This window comes from Paractinoplanes durhamensis (genome assembly GCF_016862175.1).
Lineage (GTDB): Bacteria > Actinomycetota > Actinomycetes > Mycobacteriales > Micromonosporaceae > Actinoplanes > Actinoplanes durhamensis.
Window position 1 is genome coordinate 18430 of sequence record NZ_BOML01000005.1, and the last position, 17374, is coordinate 35803.

Sequence of the window (17374 nt, forward strand, 5' to 3'; positions counted from 1 at the left end):
CGCCACTCCCGCCCGTGGGGCTCGGCGGATCACGGGGTCGGGCTGGGCAAGGCCAACGGGGGCGGGCCGGGGCGGATGGGGCGATAGCGAGCCAGCCAGTTGGCCAGGTCGGCCGGGGGCATCGGGCGGGCGTGGAACCAACCCTGGGCGGCGTGGCAGCCGGCCGCGGCCAACAGGCGCCAGGTGCGTTCGTCCTCCACGCCCTCGGCCACCGCTCGCAGGCCCAGGGCCTCGGCCAGGTCGATCACCGAGCGGACGATCGCCGCGTCGCCGCGGTCGGTTGCCATGCCCAGGACGAACGAGCGGTCGATCTTGACCTCGGCCAGCGGCAGGCGACGCAGGTGCTGCAGGGATGAGTAGCCGGTGCCGAAGTCGTCCAGGGAGATGGCGATGCCCATCCGGTCCAGGCGGGTGATCGTGTTGAGCACCCGGTGCGGGTCGGCCATCAGGGCGCTCTCGGTGATTTCCAGCTGGAGCAGGTCGGCGGGGACGTCGTACTTGTTCAGCAGCTCGTCGACCCGGTCGGCGATGCCGCCGGCGTGCAGGTCGCGGGCGCTCACGTTGACCGCCGCCCGCAGCGGGGTGCCGGCCTCGCGCCAGGTGGCCAGCTGGGCCACCACGTTCTGCAGCACCCGCCCGGTCAGCAGGCGCATCACCGGGGTGGGCTCGGCCACCCGGATCAGCTCCTCCGGGCCGACCAGGCCGCGCTCGGGATGGTGCCAGCGCAGCAGTGCCTCCACGCCGACCACCTCGCCGGTCGCGATGGCGATCTGGGGCTGGTAGAAGATCATGATCCCGTCGTCGGGCGAGTCCTCGCGCAGCGCCCGGCGCAGGTCGGCCAGCAGGGCCAGCCGGTCCGGGGAGTGATGGGCGGCATCCGGGCCGTAGACGGCGACCTGGTCGCCGCGCTGCTTGGCGTCGTACATCGCCACTTCGGCCTCACGCAGCAGGGTGGCGCAGTCGTCGTCGGGGGCGTTCTGCAGCGCGATGCCGATCGAGGCGGTCACGTCGATCGGCAGCCCGTCCAGCGCGAACGGCCGGTTCAGCGCCTCGGCCAGGTGATAGGCGATCCGCCGGGCCTCGGGCGCTCCGTCCACCCGGTTGGCGAGGACCGCGAACTCGTCGCCGCCCAGCCGCACCACCAGGTCGTGGGCGGGCACCACGTCGGACAGCCGTCGCCCCACCTCGACGAGCAGCCGGTCCCCGACCCGATGCCCGAGAGCGTCGTTGACGGCCCGGAACCGATCGAGATCGAGCAGCAGCAGCGCCCGCTCCCGCCCGCCTTCACCGACCGACGACTGCAACGCCCGCCGGTTGGGCAGCCCGGTCAGCGCATCCACCCGGGCGGCCCGCTCCGACTCCCCCGCCGAGCGCACCATCCGGTGCACCGCGTGCAGGGCGAGCAGAACCAGCGGCACGAACGCCAGCCCGACCTGCGCGGTGGCCAGCACAACCGGCCCGAGCAGCAGCAGCGCACCGGTGGCCAGCACTTCGACGCCCTGCTTGCGGGCCTGCCGGCGCCGCCGGTGCGACCCGGCCCGCGCGACGAGGGCCGCCAGCCCGTAGCGGGCCAGAATCCAGGCCGCGGCCGCGGCCACGGTGAGCAATGCGTCGTCCCAGTCGGGACGCGGCCCGATCCGCAGCGACACGACGGCCGCGACCACCGCCGCCGCGCCGATCGCCACCGAGTGCTGCACGGCGAGGTGCAGCGTGCGCCGGGCCGGCTGCCGCATCCGAACCCCCGCGACGGTGACGGCGGCCAGCTGCACCGCCAGCGCCGGGACGATTCCCCAGGCCAGCGCGATGGCAAAGGTGAAGCAGATCGAGGGAAGGATGACCGAGCTGGACCGCCGATCAGCCAGCACATAGGGCCGCGCGTCGACGACGACGGCCAGCGCGGCCATGAGCCAGAAGGCCCCCGGCAGCGCCGCGAAGGTCCCCGGCGCACAGCCCCAGAGCACCAGATCGACCACCACCGTAAGCACCACGGTGACCAGAAGCGCCCGCCGCCGCCCGACGGACGTGGGCCCGCTCTCGGCGCGCCCGCCCGCAACGCGACCGCGACCGCGTGCGTCGTCCATGCGACCTCCACATTGGCGGGATCAACCGATGGTTTTCACCCTAGATCCGCTTTGACCGCTGACCGCGAAACGGCTAGGGCGTTATCAAATCGGCATAAGACTCCAAACGCTCATTCTCCAAAAATTACCTCTCCCGAGTGACCCAAAATTCCCCACAATTCCGCCCACAATCCCGGCCGCGCTGGCGCACAAAAGCCGAAACGACCCCCGATCGCCGCCGAAATCCCCACCAATCCAGAAAGCGGAAATCCGGCAGCAGCCCTCCGCCCAACCGCGCGGAATATCAAGCACGGAAGAGCCACACAAGGCCCCCCGAAGAGTCACCGCGGAAAGCAGCCAAAAGTCCACGCGGGGATCCGGTGCGAAAGAGCTGGGTGCCCGCGCGAAACCGAACCAGCCAGAAGTCCCGCGCGGAGAATCCGGCGCCAAAGAGCGGGCACCCCGGATCGAAGGCCGGGCGCCAGTGGTCATGCCGGCGGCCGAAGCGGCGAGCCGGCGGACCAGCCGCCTCGGCCTTGGCGGTGGGCGTCAGCTCTCGGGGGTCGGCTCCGGTGCCAGCTCCGCCACCGCGCGGGCGGCCTCCGGGCCGTCGGACAGCAGGACGGCGAAACCCTGCTCGTCGAGGACCGGGACCTTCAGTTGCAGGGCCTTGTCGTATTTGCTGCCGGGGTTCTCGCCGACCACCACGAAGGCGGTCTTCTTCGAGACCGAGCCGCTCACCTTGCCGCCGCGGGAGGTCACCGCCTCGGTGGCCTGGTCGCGGGAGTGGGTGGACAGGGTGCCGGTGACCACGAGCGTCATGCCCTCCAGCGGGCGCGGGCCGGTGTCGACGCGCTCGTCGGCCATCCGCACGCCGGCCTCGTGCCACTTGCGCACGATGTCGCGATGCCAGTCGACGGTGAACCACTCGCGCAGGCTCTCGGCGATCGTCGGACCGACGCCCTCGACCGAGGAGAGCGGGTCGGGCTCGGCCTTCGGCTTACGCTTCGCAGCCGCCGGCTTGGCCGAGGCTTCGCCGGCCGAAACCCCTTCGCCACCAGGCTCGCCGGCCGGAACATCCGGAGAGCCGGCCACGCCGACCACCGCGGCCCCGGACGAAGGCTCTTCGAGTGACGCGTCCTCGGGCGGGAGTCCGGCGACGGCACCCTTCCCGGCGGGCGCCTCCTCAGAAATCGGCCCGTCCGCAGGGGTGAGCCCTTCTGCTGAGGTCTCGGTGGCGGGAGGCTGCGCTGCCGGCGGGGCGGTCTGGACGATCTGCTCGATGGCTTCCATCGCGCTGAACTCTCGCGCCAGCGCCTGGGCCGCGGTGGGGCCGACGTGGCGAATGGACAGTGCGACCAGGACTCGCCACAGCGGCTGTTCCTTGGCCTTCTCCAGGTTTTCCAGCAGACGCACCGCGTTGCTGCCCAGGCTGCCGTCCTGGTTGACGAAGAACGGTGACTGGCGCAGCTGCTCCTCGGTCAGGGCGAACAGGTCGCCCTCGTCGGTGATCACCTTGGATTCGAGGAGGGCCTGGCCGGCCTTGTAGCCGAGGCCCTCGATGTCGAGCGCCTCCCGGCTGGACAGGTGGAACACGCGCTCGCGCAGCTGGGACGGGCAGGAGCGGGTGTTGGGGCAGCGGATGTCGATGTCGCTCTCCTTGGCCGGCGCCAGCCTGGTGCCGCAGGAGGGACAGTGCGTGGGCATCACGAACGCACGGGCGTCGTCGGGGCGCAGGTCGATCACCGGGCCGAGCACCTCGGGGATCACGTCGCCGGCCTTGCGCAGCACGATCGTGTCGCCGATCAGGACGCCCTTGCGCTCGACCTCGCGGGCGTTGTGCAGGGTGGCCTGGGCGACCGTGGAACCGGCCACCTTCACCGGCTCGAGAATCGCGAACGGGGTGACCCGGCCGGTGCGCCCGACATTGACCGCGATGTCGAGCAGCTTGGTGGTGACTTCCTCGGGCGGGTATTTGTAGGCGATGGCCCAGCGTGGCGCCCTCGACGTGGAGCCGAGCCGGCCCTGGATCGACACCGCGTCGATCTTGATGACCACGCCGTCGATCTCGTGCTCGACGGCGTGGCGGTGCTCGCCGTAGTAGGCGATGTAGTCGCGGACGCCGGCCAGGTCGTCGACCAGCTTCCACCGCTCGCTCGTCGGCAGGCCCCACGCCTTCAAGGCCTCGTAGGCGTGCGACTGGGACGTCGGGGTGAAGCCGACCCGCGCGCCGATGCCGTGCACCACCATGCGCAGGCCGCGCGACGCCGTGACCCGCGGGTCTTTCTGCCGGAGGCTGCCGGCCGCGGCGTTGCGCGGATTGGCGAACGGCGCCTTGCCCTGCTCGACCAGCGACGCGTTGAGGTCGGCGAACGCGGACACCGGGAAGTAGATCTCGCCGCGCACCTCGAGCAGGTCGGGCGGGTTGTCGCCGGCCAGCCGCTCGGGGATCTCGCGGATGGTGCGCACGTTGGACGTGACGTCCTCACCGGTGCGCCCGTCGCCGCGGGTCGCACCGCGGACCAGCTTGCCCTTTTCGTAGGTCAGGTTGATCGCCAGGCCGTCGACCTTGAGCTCGCAGATGAACGGCGTGGGGCCGCCCGCGTCGCGGATCGTGCGCTCGGTCCAGGCGGCCAGTTCGTCGTCGTCGAAGACGTTGTCGAGCGAGAGCATGCGCTCGGCGTGCTCGACCGGGGTGAACAGCGTGGAGAACGTGCCGCCGACATTCTGGGTGGGTGAGTCGGGGGTGCGCAGCGCCGGGAACTCCTCCTCCAGCGCGGAGAGCTCCCGCAGCATCCGGTCGAAGTCGGCGTCGGAGATGGTCGGCGAGTCGAGAACGTAATAGCGGTATTGGTGGCCGCGCAGCTCCTCGGCCAGCTCGGCGTGCCGAGTGCTGGCCGAGGGCGTCGGGTCCTTGCCGGCGGCCGCCTCCTGCTCGGGGGTCGGCCGGCCGGCGGCCATCTCCTCGACGTCATCCTGCTTCTCGGCCACCGCAACCTCCTGCTTGAGCTAGGAGGAACGGTAGTCGCCACCTACGACATTTTCAGGGGTGCAGCGTCACACCTCGGCGAGCCGCCGACCGGCTTCCCGGCACGCCGTCAGCGCGGCCCGAACGTACGCCGGGGAGGCTCCCGCCAGACCGCACGCCGGCGTGACCACGACCTGTTCGCCCAGGCGGGACGCCGGGAACCCCAGCCGGGACCACAGCTTGCGCACCCGCTCGGCCACCCGCTTCCCGTCCGGCGCCGGCCCGGCGGTGGCCGCCGCGCCGACGAAGAGGCCGACCCCGGCCTCGATCGCCTCACCGAGCGGATCAAGATCTTTGACAAGCGAGAGGTCGATCGCGACGGCGGCGGCGCCGGCATCCCGAAAGACCTGCAGGGGTACGTCCGGAGCACAGCAGTGCGCCACCACGGGTACGCCCACGCGCTCGACGATCGTCCGCAGCACGGTGGCCGCCCCGGGCCCGTCGACCGCCCGGTAGGAGCCCAGCCCGCTCTCGGTCGGCACCCGCCCGGCCAGCACGGTCGGCAGCGACGGCTCGTCGAGCTGCAACAGCACGGTCGCCCGCGGCAGCCGCTTACGCACGTCCTCGACGTGCCGGCGCAGCCCCTCGGCCAGCGAGTCGGTGAGGTCGCGCACCGCCCCGGGATCACGCAGCAGCCGCCCGCCGATCAGCAGGTCGATGCTCGCCGCCAGGGTCCACGGCCCGGCCGCCTGCACCTTGAACGTGCCGGCGAACTCGCTGCCCTGCTCGGTCATCTGGTCGAGGTCGCGTTCGAGCAGGTCGGCGGTGCGCCGCGCATCCTGCCCCGGCCGGGGCGCCATCTGCCAGCGCCCGGCGTAGAGCTGCACCGGCAGCTCCACCAGGAACCCGGCGCCACGGCCGATCATGTCGGCGCCCGGCCCGCGGTCCGGCAACTCGGGAAGGTGCGGCAGGTCGGGCAGCTCGCCGAAGATCAAGCGCTGGGCCTCGACGATGTCGGTGCCGGGCAGCGACCCGATCCCGGTGGCCGCGCCGGTCGGCCACGGGAAGTCAGGCACGTGCAGCACCGCCGGAGGTTTGCAGGTCGGCCGACGCGACGCCGGCCGTGATGGTCGCCGAGCCGAGCACGATGTCGCCGGCCGGGTCGCGCCGGTAGGCCACGATCGCCTGGCCGGCCGCCACCCCCCGGGCCGTCTCGTGCAGCCGGGCGGTCAGTGCGTCGTCGGCCACCGTCACCGAGGCCGGGACGACCTCGCCGTGCGCGCGCAGCTGCACCTCGCACTCGACCGGCGTGGCCGAGTCGTGCCAGATCACCCGGCTCGCGGTGACCGTGTCGACGGAGAGCTCCTCGCGGGCGCCGACGGTGACCGTGTTGGTCTTCGGCGTGATCGACAGGACGTAGCGGGGGCGGCCGTCGGGCGCTGGCACCCGCAGGTCGAGACCCTTGCGCTGGCCGATCGTGTACGCGTACGCGCCGTTGTGGGTGCCGAGCTTCTCGCCCGTACGCGAATCGACGATGTCACCCGGCGCCGAGCCCAGCTTGCGCTCCAAAAAGCCCTTGGTGTCGCCATCGGCGATAAAACAGATGTCGTGCGAATCGGGCTTGTCGGCCACGGCGAGCCCGCGCGCGGCGGCTTCCTCCCGGACCTGGGCCTTGGTCGAGTCGCCCAGCGGGAAGACCGCCCGGTCGAGCTGGGCCCGGGTGAGCACGGCGAGCACGTAGGACTGGTCCTTCGGCAGGTCGACGCTGCGGCGCAGCAGGCCGTCGGCGCCGAGCCGGGCGTGGTGGCCGGTGACGACCGCGTCGAAGCCGAGCGCGACCGCCCGATCCAGCACCGCGGCGAACTTGATCTTCTCGTTGCAGCGCAGGCAGGGGTTGGGGGTGCGGCCGGCCGCATACTCCGCGACGAAGTCGTCCACCACGTTCTCGTGGAACTGGTCGGCCATGTCCCAGACGTAGAAGGGGATGCCGATCACGTCGGCGGCGCGACGGGCGTCCCGGGAGTCTTCCAGCGTGCAGCAACCCCGCGCGCCCGTCCGATAGGTCTGGGGGTTACGCGCCAGCGCAAGGTGCACCCCGGTGACGTCGTGGCCGGCGTCGTGGGCGCGCGCGGCGGCAACGGCGGAATCGACACCGCCGGACATGGCCGCAAGAACTCGCATGCCGCAAGACTACTAGCGAGGTGTCTTCCACGCGGTGGCGCGGCGGGCCCGCTCGACGGCGCCGGGCAGCGCGGCCAGGAGCGCGTCCACATCCTCGACCGTGCTGGTGTGGCCGAGGGTGAAGCGGAGCGAGGAACGCGCCCGGTCGTCGTCGGCGCCCATCGCGATCAGCACGTGGCTCGGCTGGGCCACGCCCGCCGAGCAGGCCGAGCCGGTGGAGCAGGAGATGCCCTGGGCGTCGAGGAGCAGCAGCAGCGCGTCGCCCTCGCAGCCGGGGAAGCTGAAGTGGGCGTTTCCCGGCAGCCGGTCGGCCGGGTCGCCGTTGAGGATCGCGTCGGGAACGACCGCCCGGACCCGGTTGACCAGCTCGTCGCGCAGGGCGCCGACCCTGGTCGCGGACTCCTGCTGAGACTTGACCGCGCTCTCCACGGCGACCGCGAAGGCCGCGACGCCGGCCGTGTCGAGCGTGCCGGAGCGGACGTCGCGCTCCTGGCCGCCGCCGTGCAGCAGCGGGGTGCAGGCGACGTCCCGGCCCAGGAGCAGGGCGCCGACGCCGACCGGGCCGCCCAGCTTGTGGCCGGTCACGGTGAGCGCGGCGGCGCCGCTGGCGGCGAAGTCGACCGGGATCTGGCCGACCGCCTGGACGGCGTCGGTGTGGAACGGGATGCCGGCCTCGGCGGCCAGCCGGGCCAGCTCGGCGATGGGCTGGACGGTGCCGATCTCGTTGTTCGCCCACTGGACGCTGATCACGGCGATCTCGTCCTTGTAGCGATCGATCAGCTCGGCCAGCTCGGCCGGGTCGACCCGGCCGTGGTCGTCGACCGGCAGCAGGCTCACCGCGGCGCCCTCGTGGGTGTTGAGCCAGTCGACGGCGTCCAGCACGGCGTGGTGCTCCACCGCCGAGGCGATCACCCGGGTGCGGTTGAGCGACGTCGCCCGCTGCGACCAGAAGATGCCCTTGGTCGCCAGATTGTCGCTTTCGGTGCCGCCGCTGGTGAAGACCACCTCGGAGGGGCGGGCGGCGAGGGCGGCGGCGATGCGCTCGCGCGACTCCTCGACCAGCCGGCGGGCGCACCGGCCGGCGGCGTGCAGCGAAGACGGGTTACCGACCGAGCGGGAGGCGGAGACGTAAGCCTCCAGCGCTTCCTCGAGCATCGGGGTGGTCGCCGCGTGATCCAGATAAGCCATCAGTCGCCAAGCTTATGCCTTGAAACGAACAAGGCCCTTCTGCGTACGAGTGGTCTTCGCGACCCGCGGCCGCCAGGTGACCGGCGGCCGTGGGTCGCATCGACTACTTGCGCTTGCGAACCTCGTCCGCGGCCTGGGGTACGACCTTGAACAGGTCGCCCACCACGCCGTAGTCGGCCAGCTCGAAGATCGGGGCCTCGGGGTCCTTGTTGACCGCCACGATCGTCTTCGAGGTCTGCATGCCGGCCCGGTGCTGGATCGCGCCGGAGATGCCGAGCGCGACGTACAGCTGCGGGGACACCGTCTTGCCGGTCTGCCCCACCTGGAACTGGTGCGGGTAGAAGCCGGAGTCGACCGCTGCCCGGGAGGCACCGACCGCGCCGCCGAGCAGGTCGGCGAACTCCTCGACCAGCTTGAAGTTGTCGGCGCTGGCCACACCGCGGCCGCCGGAGACGACGATCGACGCCTCGGTCAGCTCGGGGCGGGAGCCCTTCTTCTCGGCCACCCGCTCGACCACCTTGGTGAGCTTGTCGGTGTCGGAGACCGCCACCGTCAGCTGCTCGACCGTGCCGGCCGCCGGAGCGGCCACCGGGGTGGTGGAGTTGGGGCGGATGGTGACGATCGGCAGGCCCTTGGTGACCTTGGACTTGACCACCGCGGAACCGGCGAAGATCCCCTGGGTGGCGGTGCCGTCCGCATCGAGGGCCACCGCGTCGGTCAGCAGGCCGTTGTCCAGCTTGACCGCCAGCCGGCCGGCGATCTCCTTGCCCTCCTGGGTCGAGGCCAGCAGGACGGCGGCCGGCTGGACCGACTTGACCAGTTCGGCGACGACGGTGGCCTTCGGGGCCACCAGGTAGCCGTCGACCTCGTCGCCCTCACCGGCGTAGATCTTCTCCGCGCCGTACTCGGCCAGCTTCTCCGCGAAGGCGGCAGCGGCGCCCGCACCGCCGAGCACGACCGCGCTGGGCGTACCCAGAGCGCGCGCGATGGTCAGCATCTCGAGCGTGACCTTCTTGACCCCGGCCGATGCGGAGGCCTCTACGACAACCAGAACTTCTGCCATGACAGCCTCCCTCTCAGACGAACTTCTCGGTGGCGAGGTACGCGACGAGCTGTGCGCCGCCGTCGCCCTCGTCGGTGACCTTGGTGCCGGCGGAGCGCGGCGGACGCTGCGCGAAGTCCACCACCGTGCTGGTCGCGCCGGCCGTGCCCACCTCGTCCGCGGCGATCCCGAGGTCGGCCAGGGACAGGGTCTGCACCGGCTTCTTCTTGGCCGCCATGATGCCCTTGAAGGACGGGTAGCGCGGCTCGTTGATGGTGTCCCAGACGCTGACGACGGCCGGGGTGGCCGCGGTGACGACCTCGTAGCCCTCGTCGGTCTGCCGCTCGGCGGTCAGCTGGGAGCCGTCGACGGTGAGCTTGCGGGCGCCGGTCAGCGCCGCGATGCCGAGCCGCTCGGCCAGCATGTGCGGCAGGACCTGCACGCGACCGTCGGTGCTCTCGGCACCGGCGATGATCAGGTCGGCGTTCAGGGTGCCGAGGGCGGCGGCGAGAACCTTGCTGGTGGCCACGGCGCAGGAGCCGTGCAGAGCGTCGTCGGTCACGTGGACCGCCTTGTCGGGGCCCATGGAGAGCGCCTTGCGGATGGACTCGGTGGCACCGGCGGGGCCCATGGTCAGCACCGTGACCTCACCGCCGTGCGCCTCTTTGATCTTCAACGCCTCTTCGATGGCGTACTCGTCCATCTCGTTGATGACGTTGCTCGCCGAGGCCCGCTCGACGGTGTTGTCGCTCGCGCTCAGGGTGCGCTCGGCACCGGAGTCTGGTACCTGCTTCACCAAAACGACAATGTTCATCGCGCTTCTACGACCCTCCTGTTATGAACGCACCGTTGCGGTCGGACGCCTCCTGGAAGGTTACCCGCCAGTAGCTTATGGGTGATAGCCACCCAGAGTGACACACCTCACCATGATGAGCTGAGGAGGTGTCACGATATGTCCGGCCAAATCGCACCACTGCTGGACGGGTTTCGCCCGCCCGTCCCCCACTCTGTACCACGACCACTCAGCGCCGCGACGGAGTCCCATGGTCGAAGCGGCCCGGACTCGCCGTGGTGCCGCTGCGGACGGCCCCGCGAGTCGTGCGTCAGTGACGAAGTCCGCAGCCTGTGGATGCACCTTCTTGACCCAAGAGGTCGATAATCGAGCAGTGTTCGGTGACCTGGGGCAGTGGTTCGATCCCGAGAAGCAGCCAACGGTCGGCCGGACCCCCGACTACCGGTTCTCGCTCGCCAACGAGCGCACCTTCCTGGCCTGGATCCGCACCGGCCTCGCACTGATCGCCGGCGGTCTGGCCTGCGCGCAGTTCCTGCCCCCGCTGCCGGTCGCGCACCTGCGCGAGGTGATCTCGATCGCGCTGCTCCTGCTGGGCGGGGTGGTGGCGCTGCGCGCGGTCGACCACTGGGCCCGCACCGAGCGGGCCATGCGGATGGGCACCGAGCTGCCGGGCTCCAAATTCCCGGCGATCCTCGCCCTGGTGGTCTCGGCGGGCGCGCTGCTACTGGTCGTCGCGGTTGTGATCAAGGCAATGAAATGAGCCCGGACCCCGGCGCCTCGGCCGAGCGCACCCGGCTCGCCTGGCGGCGCACCGGCCTGTCCGCCACCGTCGTCGCGCTGCTCAGCGCCCGCCCGGCGTTCCGGCCGGAGGCCGGGGCGCTCGCCTGGCTGGCCGCGGCCGTGGCGATGGCCGCCTGGGTGGTCCTGATCGCCCTGGCCTATCGCCGCTCGTCCGCCCTGCGCCGGATGCCGCCGCAGCCGGCCCGCCGGGCGGTGCCCGCCTACGCGTTGATCACCGCCGCCCTGGCCGCGCTCGGCGGGCTGGTAGTGATGCTCTAAAGGTGCGCCAGGAATGCCTTGTCGTGCTCCGACGTCGCCGGAGCGCCGCGGCCGAGTCATCATTGGCTCATGGTGCGGGTGTTCATCTTCCTGGCTGCTGTGCAGCTGGTCCTCTTCGTGCTGGCACTGATCAGCGTGTTGTCCGCCGATCGCGTCCGCAATGCGCCGCGTGCCGTCTGGGTGCTGCTCATCGTTCTGGTCCCGCTGCTGGGCGCGATCGCCTATTTCCTGTGGGGCCGCCCGGTGGCCGCGCCGCGGGAGGGCGCGCCCACTCATCGGAGCGGGTCGCGCCCGTCCTCGCCGGACGACGATCCGGATTTCCTGCGCCGGATGGACAACGAACAGTCGCGACGCGACCGCGAGACCCTCGCCCAGTGGGAGAAGGAGTTCAAGAAGCGCGACGAGAGCGAATGACCGGCTACGCGAGGTTGGAGCTGCGCGGGTAGGCGTCGGCCGGGTCGGTCAGCACGTTGACCAGGTAGGGGACGCCGGCGTCGAAGGCGCGGGCCAGGGCCGGGCCCAGGTCGGCCGACTTCTCCACGGTCTCCCCCGCACCGCCGAGTGCGCGCACCACGTCGTCGTAGCGCAGGCCGGGCTGCAGGTCGGCGGCCACGTCGTAGCCGTACATCGCGTTCATCGGGTGCTTCTCCAGGCCCCAGATGCCGTTGTTGCCGACCACCATCACGACCGGCAGCTTCTGCCGCACCAACGACTCCGCGTCCATCAGCGAGAAGCCGGCCGCGCCGTCGCCGAGCAGCACACAGATCTGCCGGTCGGGGTAGGTGACCCGGGCGCCCATCGCGTAGCCCATGCCGGTGCCGAGGCAGCCGTACGGGCCGGGGTCGAGCCAGGTGCCGGGCTGGGCCGGTTCGAGGTAGCGGCCGGCGTAGGAGACGAAGTCGCCGCCGTCGCCGATGGTCACCGCGTCGGCGGCCAGGATCTTGCGGAGCTCGCCGTAGATCCGGGCCGGCTTGATCGGGTCGGTCTCGGCCGCCATCGCCTCGGCGTCGCGGGCCTTGCCGGCGTCCTCGGCGGCCCGCAGCCCCTCGATCCACTCGGGGTGCGCCCCGGAGTACGCAGCGAGCGCGGTCAGGATCCGGCGCAGGTCACCGGCCGGCGACACCGCCGGGGTGACGTGGGTGGCGCGCTGGGTCGGCGCGTCCACGATGTGCACGACCTGGGCCTCGCCGAACTCGCCGAAGCCGAGCCGGAAGTCGAGCGGGGTGCCGATCACGCAGACCACGTCGGCCTCGTTCAGCGCCGGGCGCCGCGCCTTGGCGAAGGCGAGCGGGTGGCCGGGCGGCAGGGCGCCGCGGCCCATGCCGTTGGTGAAGACCGGCACCTGCAACGCCTCGGCGGCCGCCCGCAGCTCCTCGATCGCGTTGCCGCCCCACACGTCGGAGCCGGCGATGATGACCGGGCGCTGGGCGCCGGCCAGCAGCGCGCCGGCCTTCGCCACCTCGTCGGGGTCGGCCTCGAGGCCGGGCACGACCGGTGCGCCGGGGGCGACCGCCTCGCCCGAGGAGAAGACGATCTCCAACGGCAGGTCGAGGAAGGCGGGCCCGCGGTGGGCGGTGAGGGCGGCGGTCAGCGCCGCCCGGATCTCGCCGGGGATGCGGTCGGTCTCGGTGACCGTGCCGGCGTATTTGGTCACCGGCGCGACCAGCGGCACGTGGTCGAATTCCTGCAGGCTGCCGGCGCCCCAGCGGAACTGCGGCGCGCGGCCGCCGAGCACGAGGACCGGCGAGGCGTTGAAGAACGCACTGGTCAGCCCGGAGATCCCGTTGGTGACGCCGGGGCCGGCGGTGAGGACCGCGAGGCCGGGCCGGCGCTGCAGCTTGGCGACCGCCTCGGCGGCAAAAACCGCGGACTGCTCATGGCGTACGTCGTAGATCGGGAACCCGGCCTTGTGCGCGGCGTCGTAGAGCGGGAACACGTGCCCGCCGGAGAGGGTGAACATCTCGTTCACCCCGAACGCTCGCAGCGCGGCCAGCGCCAGATCGCCGCCGTGCCCCTCGATCACCTCTGCCATGCCCGCCTCCATCGCCGTGCCGTCGCCTGCACGCTACCGGCCCGGACAAGACGAATCGGACTCACATCCCGATGAGGTCCAGGATGTCGCGCACCAGGTCGACCGCATTGTCCTGAATCGACTCGCCGTTGCCATACCCATAGGCGAGCACCAGCGCGACCACCGGCACGCCGAGCATCACGACGAAGCTGAACAGCAGCTGCAGGAAGCGCAGGAAACCGCCACGCCGACGCTTCGGCTTCGGCACCCTGGCCGGTCGGGCCTTGGCCACCCTCGCCGGCGGCGGCAAGGGCGTCACCGGCTGCGAGCGGGTGACGGGCATCTTGCGCGGAGCCGCCTGCGGCGGGGGCGAAACGGGCCGGGTGGGTGCCATCGCCGGCGACATCGGCCGGCTCGGGCTCGGCGTCGGATCCGGCGGAGGAGGCTGGTGTACGGGTGGGAGGTTCTCGAATCGCGGGGTGGCGACCGTGGCCTGCGGGTCGGGAACCCAGTGCCCGTGATCGGCATCGGGCCACGGGTCGACCGCCGGCTGCAACCCGGTCGTGCCCGGAATGCGCTGCGCCATGACCGGCGCCACCACTGTCGCGCTTTCCGCCCGGCGGGTGGACACGAGACGCAGCTCGGCCGTTGGCCCCGGCGCGGCCGCCCCGGTGGTCAGCAGGGCCGCGTCGGCCAGGATGCTGCCCTCGGCCACCACCAGCTCGGGCTGTTCGATCACCACCGGAGCCTCGCCGAGCTCGCGGTGCAGCAGCGTCGCGACCAGCGGGATCCGGCTGGCCCCGCCGACCAGGAACACCCCGGCCAGCCGGCCCTCGGGCAGGTCGGCCCAGCGGATCAGGCCCTGGGTGACGCGCACCGTCTGGTCGAGCACCGGACGGGCGAGTTTCTCCAGCTCGTCGCGGGTCAGGTGGACCTCGGTGTCGAGCAGCGGCACCACGAAGTCGGCCGACTGGGCCCGCGACAGGCGTTCCTTGGCGATGCGGACGTCGTCCCACAGCTGGCGACGAGCCCGGCGCTCCTCGATCGTCGTCGGTTCGAGCAGCCGCTGCCACTCGTCCGTCCGCAGGTGCTCGACGATGGCGGCGTCGATGTCGAGACCGCCGATGTCGTCCCGGCCGTCGACGGCCATCACCTCGAACCCGGACGCGGTGCGGGCCACCACGCTGGCGTCGAACGTGCCGGCGCCGAAGTCGTGCACCACCACGACCGAGCCGATCGGCACGTCCCGGCCGAGCACCTCGGCGAAGTAGGTGGCGGCGGCGACCGGCTCGGCGACCAGGCGGGCGCCCTCCAGCCCGGCCCGGGCCGCGGCCTCGGCGAGCAGCGTGCGCCGGGCGGCACCCCAGGTGGCCGGGCAGGTCAGCGTGACATCGGGCCGGACCGGGCCGACCGCGCGGTGCCACTCCTCGGCGACCCGGGCCAGCACGGCCGAGATCAGGTCGACGATCGGGAACTCCTGATCGCCGAGCAGGACCGTGCCGTCGTCGATCCGCCGCTTCGGGTTGGGCTCGAAGCGGGCCGGGTCGAGGCGGGCGCTGTGCACGGCGTCGCGGCCCACGTTGAGCAGGCCGCTGGGCTCGGCGTAGACGGCCGAGGGCAGCAGCGGCGATCCGTCGACCAGGATCGGGCGGGCGCGGCCGTCGGGCCAGCGCGCCACCGCGACGGTGTTGGACGTGCCGAAGTCCACGCCGAGGGCGTGCCGCTTCGGGCCCCCAGGGTCGTTGGCCATGCGGTGAGTCTAGGGGGTGCCCGCCGCTAAGCGATCTTCCAGCGCGGCGCGTGACGACCCGTGCGCAGGCAGCGAACCAGAGTGTCGTCCGCGGTCCGCCCGAAGGCCCATTCCGGTGCGCAGCGATCACCGATGGTGACCGGATCCTGCACGTCGGTGACCGGCGAAGCGGCCGGCGGCTGCGGCGGGATCAGGCCGGCGACCGGCGGTGGCGTGGCGGTGGTCACCGGACCGGGCGTCGGCGACGACGTGCCGATCAGCGGGTCCGGCGGCAGCTCCGGGGGCACCGGCGGGGCCGGGTCGGGGGCGGCCGGGGTGCTGGTGGTGGTCAGGTCACGCGCGCGGTGGGTGGGCCGGCTGGTGGCCGTCGCGGACAACGAGCGGGCCGAGGCGGACGGCGACGCGTAGCTACTGGTCGCGGTCGGCGGCGGGGCGAGCGGCGGCTCGGCCATCTGATCGACCGACCGGCCGGCGGCGCCGGAGCGGCCCAGGGTCAGGTAGCCGATCAACGCGCAGAGCAATGCTTGCCCGATGACAAGGGCAACCGCTACGCGCACGGTGCGTCGCACCGGGCGCGTAGCGGGTATCTCTCGCACGTTCGGACTTTATGGCACCCGATCGATGGAAGCGAGCATCAGCGCCCGGTAAATGTGGGCTTACGCTTCGCCACGAACGCGGTGGTGCCCTCGATCCGGTCATTCGTGGCGAACAGCGCGGCGAACAACTGCGACTCCAGGGCCAGGCCGGAGGCGAGATCGGTGTTCAGCCCGCCGTCGATCGCCTGCTTGGCCGCGCGCAGCGCCAGCGACGGGCCGGTGACGAACGGCTTGACCAGAGCGAGCGCGGTGGCGTAGACCTCGGCGGCCGGGACCACCCGGTCGGCCAGGCCGATCCGCAGCGCCTCCTCGGCGTCCACCATCCGGCCCGAGAAGATCAGGTCCTTCGCCTTCGCCGGGCCGACCAGCCGGGCCAGTCGCTGGGTGCCGCCGGCGCCCGGGATCAGGCCGAGCTTGATCTCCGGCTGGCCGAGCTTGGCGTCGTCGGCCACCACCCGCCAGTCGCAGGCCAGCGCCAGCTCGCAGCCGCCGCCGAGGGCGTAACCGGTGATCGCGGCGACCACCGGCTTGGGGATGCGGGCCACGGCGTCGAAGGCGCTGGACAGGTCGCCGGCCCGCAACACCATGTCCTGGTAGCTCTGGGTGGTGAACTCGGTGATGTCGGCGCCCGCGGCGAAGACCTTCTCCCCGCCGTACACCACCACTGCTTTGACCACATCGGAGCCGGCGGCGGAATGCGCCGCCTCTCTAAGCTCTTCCTGTACCTGCGTGTTGAGTGGGTTCATCGGGGGCCGGTCCAGCCGAATGGTGCCGATACCGTCGGTGATTTCCAGCTTCACGAACTCGCCCACGAAACACGCCTCCCTGAGTCTTGGTTAAGGCAGAGCCTACGACGGGTACGGAGAGTGAATGACCACCTACTACCGCGACTCCGACGTCGTCATCACGTCGACCGGCGTCCGGATGGACGGGCAGAAGTTCGCCCTGGCCGAGCTGCGCCAGGTGTGGCATCGGCGTGGGCGCAGGTCATGGGGCACGATCGCCGGGCGCGGCGCGATCGGCGTGGCGATGGTGCTGCCGATCCTGGTGGGGGCGCTGGGGGTCGGGGTGGCGCTGGTGATCGACGCGTCGACCGCGCTGACGATCGGGCTGATCGGCGGCGGCATCCTGGTCGGGCTGGCCGCGGCGCCGCTCGCCGACCTGCTGCTCGAGCACGTCGACCGCTCCTACGACCGGGGCAGCCGGGAGCTGGAGATCTGGGCCCGCACCCGGGCCGGCGACGTCCGGCTGCTGCACACCAAGGACGCGTCCCGCTTCGGCCGGATCTACCGGGCCCTGCAGCGAGCCTTGGAACCACAGGGAGCTACTCGCCAGTAGGTTAGGCTCCGATCATGGACAAGCAGGCGATCGGGCTGGCCGGAATGCTGGCCGCCATGGGAACACTGCACTTCGTCGCGCCGAAGCCGTTCGACTCGATCGTGCCGCGGCAGTTGCCCGGGTCGCCGCGCACGTGGACGTACGTCAGCGGGGTGGCCGAGCTCGCGGTGGCCGCCGCCGTCGCGTACCCGCCGACCCGCCGGGCCGGCGCCCTGGCCGCCGCCGCCCTGTTCGTCGGGGTCTTCCCGGCCAACGTGAAGATGGCGGTCGACTGGCGGCACGCGTCGCCGGCCAAGCGGGCGATCGCCTTCGGCCGGCTCCCGCTGCAGCTGCCGCTGATCGCCTGGGCCCGCCGCGTAGCGCGCTGATTCTCGCATTTCGCCCGCAA

16 protein-coding genes are annotated in these 17374 nt (G+C 72.0%); 5 read left to right on the forward strand and 11 right to left on the reverse strand.

Going from position 1 to position 17374, the window contains the following annotated elements; translation table 11 throughout:
• Nucleotides 1-29: 29 nt before the first annotated feature.
• The 7 genes from Adu01nite_RS02005 to Adu01nite_RS02035 form a co-directional block, all read right to left on the reverse strand.
• A complete protein-coding gene (locus Adu01nite_RS02005) occupies nucleotides 30-2081 on the reverse strand; it encodes a putative bifunctional diguanylate cyclase/phosphodiesterase (RefSeq protein ID WP_203724474.1) in 2052 nt (683 codons plus the stop codon).
• Between the two features lie 528 nt (nucleotides 2082-2609).
• The gene (gene ligA / locus Adu01nite_RS02010; RefSeq protein ID WP_203724631.1) at nucleotides 2610-5021 is read right to left on the reverse strand and encodes an NAD-dependent DNA ligase LigA; all 2412 of its coding nucleotides are present in this window, start codon (nucleotides 5019-5021) and stop codon (nucleotides 2610-2612) included.
• Nucleotides 5022-5117: 96 nt separating this feature from the next.
• Nucleotides 5118-6104 (reverse strand): methionine synthase, encoded by a 987-nt coding sequence (locus tag Adu01nite_RS02015; protein WP_203724475.1) that lies wholly within the window; start codon nucleotides 6102-6104, stop codon nucleotides 5118-5120.
• Entirely contained in the window at nucleotides 6097-7209 is a 1113-nt protein-coding gene (gene mnmA / locus Adu01nite_RS02020) for a tRNA 2-thiouridine(34) synthase MnmA (protein ID WP_203724476.1), read from the reverse strand. Before mnmA ends, Adu01nite_RS02015 begins: the two co-directional genes overlap by 8 nt.
• A gap of 12 nt (nucleotides 7210-7221) precedes the next feature.
• A complete protein-coding gene (locus Adu01nite_RS02025) occupies nucleotides 7222-8397 on the reverse strand; it encodes a cysteine desulfurase family protein (protein WP_203724477.1) in 1176 nt (391 codons plus the stop codon).
• Between the two features lie 103 nt (nucleotides 8398-8500).
• Entirely contained in the window at nucleotides 8501-9460 is a 960-nt protein-coding gene (locus tag Adu01nite_RS02030) for an electron transfer flavoprotein subunit alpha/FixB family protein (RefSeq protein ID WP_203724478.1), read from the reverse strand.
• A 13-nt stretch (nucleotides 9461-9473) separates the two neighbouring features.
• Complete coding sequence (locus Adu01nite_RS02035; protein ID WP_203724479.1) at nucleotides 9474-10253, reverse strand: electron transfer flavoprotein subunit beta/FixA family protein; 780 nt, start codon at nucleotides 10251-10253, stop codon at nucleotides 9474-9476.
• 352 nt (nucleotides 10254-10605) lie between these two features.
• Here Adu01nite_RS02035 and Adu01nite_RS02040 point away from each other — a divergent pair, with 352 nt between their 5' ends.
• The 3 genes from Adu01nite_RS02040 (at nucleotide 10606) to Adu01nite_RS02050 (ending at nucleotide 11705) form a co-directional block, all read left to right on the forward strand.
• Nucleotides 10606-10992, forward strand: a complete 387-nt coding sequence (locus Adu01nite_RS02040; protein ID WP_239132067.1) for a YidH family protein — start codon at nucleotides 10606-10608, stop codon at nucleotides 10990-10992.
• Nucleotides 10989-11291, forward strand: a complete 303-nt coding sequence (locus tag Adu01nite_RS02045) for a DUF202 domain-containing protein (protein WP_203724481.1) — start codon at nucleotides 10989-10991, stop codon at nucleotides 11289-11291. Before Adu01nite_RS02040 ends, Adu01nite_RS02045 begins: the two co-directional genes overlap by 4 nt.
• 69 nt (nucleotides 11292-11360) lie before the next feature.
• Nucleotides 11361-11705, forward strand: coding sequence for a PLDc N-terminal domain-containing protein (locus tag Adu01nite_RS02050; protein ID WP_203724482.1), 345 nt, complete (start codon nucleotides 11361-11363; stop codon nucleotides 11703-11705).
• 4 nt (nucleotides 11706-11709) lie between these two features.
• Here the strand turns inward: Adu01nite_RS02050 and Adu01nite_RS02055 are convergent, their stop codons facing one another.
• From Adu01nite_RS02055 to Adu01nite_RS02070, 4 genes are all read right to left on the reverse strand, one after another.
• Complete coding sequence (locus Adu01nite_RS02055) at nucleotides 11710-13323, reverse strand: acetolactate synthase (RefSeq protein ID WP_203724483.1); 1614 nt, start codon at nucleotides 13321-13323, stop codon at nucleotides 11710-11712.
• Between the two features lie 61 nt (nucleotides 13324-13384).
• Nucleotides 13385-15052: an Hsp70 family protein gene (locus Adu01nite_RS02060; RefSeq protein WP_203724484.1), complete on the reverse strand. Its 1668-nt coding sequence runs from the start codon at nucleotides 15050-15052 to the stop codon at nucleotides 13385-13387.
• A gap of 26 nt (nucleotides 15053-15078) precedes the next feature.
• Nucleotides 15079-15648, reverse strand: a complete 570-nt coding sequence (locus Adu01nite_RS02065; RefSeq protein ID WP_203724485.1) for a hypothetical protein — start codon at nucleotides 15646-15648, stop codon at nucleotides 15079-15081.
• A 38-nt stretch (nucleotides 15649-15686) separates the two neighbouring features.
• Nucleotides 15687-16460: an enoyl-CoA hydratase/isomerase family protein gene (locus tag Adu01nite_RS02070; RefSeq protein ID WP_203724486.1), complete on the reverse strand. Its 774-nt coding sequence runs from the start codon at nucleotides 16458-16460 to the stop codon at nucleotides 15687-15689.
• Between the two features lie 58 nt (nucleotides 16461-16518).
• Here Adu01nite_RS02070 and Adu01nite_RS02075 point away from each other — a divergent pair, with 58 nt between their 5' ends.
• Complete coding sequence (locus Adu01nite_RS02075) at nucleotides 16519-16986, forward strand: DUF6232 family protein (protein ID WP_203724487.1); 468 nt, start codon at nucleotides 16519-16521, stop codon at nucleotides 16984-16986.
• Between the two features lie 14 nt (nucleotides 16987-17000).
• Nucleotides 17001-17354, forward strand: a complete 354-nt coding sequence (locus Adu01nite_RS02080; RefSeq protein ID WP_203724488.1) for a DoxX family protein — start codon at nucleotides 17001-17003, stop codon at nucleotides 17352-17354.
• The last annotated feature ends 20 nt before the right edge of the window (nucleotides 17355-17374 follow it).